This is a genomic window from Lutibacter sp., from assembly GCF_030692605.1.
Classification (GTDB): Bacteria; Bacteroidota; Bacteroidia; order Flavobacteriales; family Flavobacteriaceae; genus Lutibacter.
Genome location: NZ_JAUYUD010000028.1, coordinates 1 through 1519 on the forward strand (window position 1 = coordinate 1; position 1519 = coordinate 1519).

Sequence of the window (1519 nt, forward strand, 5' to 3'; positions counted from 1 at the left end):
AATAAACCCATGACCCTATCATCTTTGCGAGAGTTTAAAAATAGTGTCATTCCGACCAAAGGAGGAATCATAGTACGTTTGTCAACTGTAACATGCCTCGACCACTCGGCATAACAAAAGAACCATTGAAAAATAAACTCATGACACTATCATTATTGCGAGAGTTTGAAAATAGTGTCATTCCGACCAAAGGAGGAATCACGTTACGTTTATCAACTGTGAGATGCCTCGACCACTCGGCATAACAAAAGAACCATTGAAAAATAAACCCATGACCCTATCATCTTTGCGAGAGTTTAAAAATAGTGTCATTCCGACCAAAGGAGGAATCACATTACGTTTGTCAACTGTTGTGTGTAATTTGAAAATTTTGCTATGTTACCAAGATTTGGTATATTTGAATAAAATTTAATTAAAATGGGGAAAAACACATCAATATCAATCGGTAATCATTTTGAGGAATTTATTCAAAATGAGGTTAAATCTGGAAAATATGGTTCTGTAAGCGAAGTTATTCGCTCTGCTTTGAGACTTCTTGAAAGAGAAGAGACTAAGGAAAAAGAACTAATTAAAGCTTTGGAAATAGGCGAAAAAAGTGGATTTATTGAAGATTTCAATCCAAAAGAAAATCTGAAAGAATTACACCGCCAATATTTATGAATAAAAACAAGTATCGCATAAGTGAACAGGCGATTAAAGACTTAAATGCCATTTGGATTTATACATTAAATAAATGGTCTAAAGAACAAGCTGACAGATATTACGACTTAATAATTGGAGAAATTGAGTTTATTTCTGACAATTTTTTGACTGGTAAATCAGCAGAGCAAACTCGAAAAAATTATAGAGTGACTAAAATAAAATCACATTTGATTTTTTATAGAAAAATAGAAAACGACATTGTGGAAGTAGTAAGAATTTTGCATCAAAGAATGGATATAAAAAAACGACTAAATTAAAAAAACTACACACAACACCTCATAAAATTTATGCTTAAATTTGAACTAATACAAAATACAAACATTCAATAAAAATATTGCTGCGTCCGAAAAATCTCCGATTTTCCAGTCGCACAAATCTTATAAAAACTCGTAACATGCCTCAACTACTCGGTATGATAAAGTAATCTTTGAAAAATAAACTCATGACACTATCATTATTGCGAGAGTTTGAAAATAGTGTCATTCCGACCAAAGGATGAATCACATTACGTTTATCAACCGTAAGATGCCTCGACCACTCGGCATAACAAAAGAACCATTGAAAAACAAACCCATAACCCTATCATCTTTGCGAGAGTTTGAAAATAGTGTCATTCCAACCAAAGGAGGAATCATAGTACGTTTGTCAACTGTGAGATGCCTCGACGACTCGGCATAACAAAGGAACCATTGAAAAATAAACCCATGACCCTATCATCATTGCGAGAGTTTGAAAATAGTGTCATTCCGACCAAAGGAGGAATCACATTACGTTTATCAACTGTTGTAGCCAATTTGAAAAAAAAATCGAACTATGA

Annotated in this window: 2 protein-coding genes; both read left to right on the top strand. The window is 33.4% G+C overall.

Translation table 11 applies throughout. From position 1 onward, the window contains the following. The first annotated feature begins 417 nt into the window (after positions 1–417). Positions 418–660 carry a type II toxin-antitoxin system ParD family antitoxin gene (locus tag Q8S45_RS02645; protein WP_305600984.1) on the top strand — a complete coding sequence of 81 codons (243 nt, stop codon included), beginning with the start codon at positions 418–420 and terminating at the stop codon, positions 658–660. Beyond that, entirely contained in the window at positions 657–959 is a 303-nt protein-coding gene (locus Q8S45_RS02650) for a type II toxin-antitoxin system RelE/ParE family toxin (protein WP_305600986.1), read from the top strand. Before Q8S45_RS02645 ends, Q8S45_RS02650 begins: the two co-directional genes overlap by 4 nt. Positions 960–1519 lie beyond the last annotated feature (560 nt).

Coding starts and splice junctions, on each gene's coding strand:
- Q8S45_RS02645 (WP_305600984.1), top strand. CDS start 418: ATGGGGAAAAACACATCAATATCAATCGGTAATCATTTTGAGGAATTT.
- Q8S45_RS02650 (WP_305600986.1), top strand. CDS start 657: ATGAATAAAAACAAGTATCGCATAAGTGAACAGGCGATTAAAGACTTA.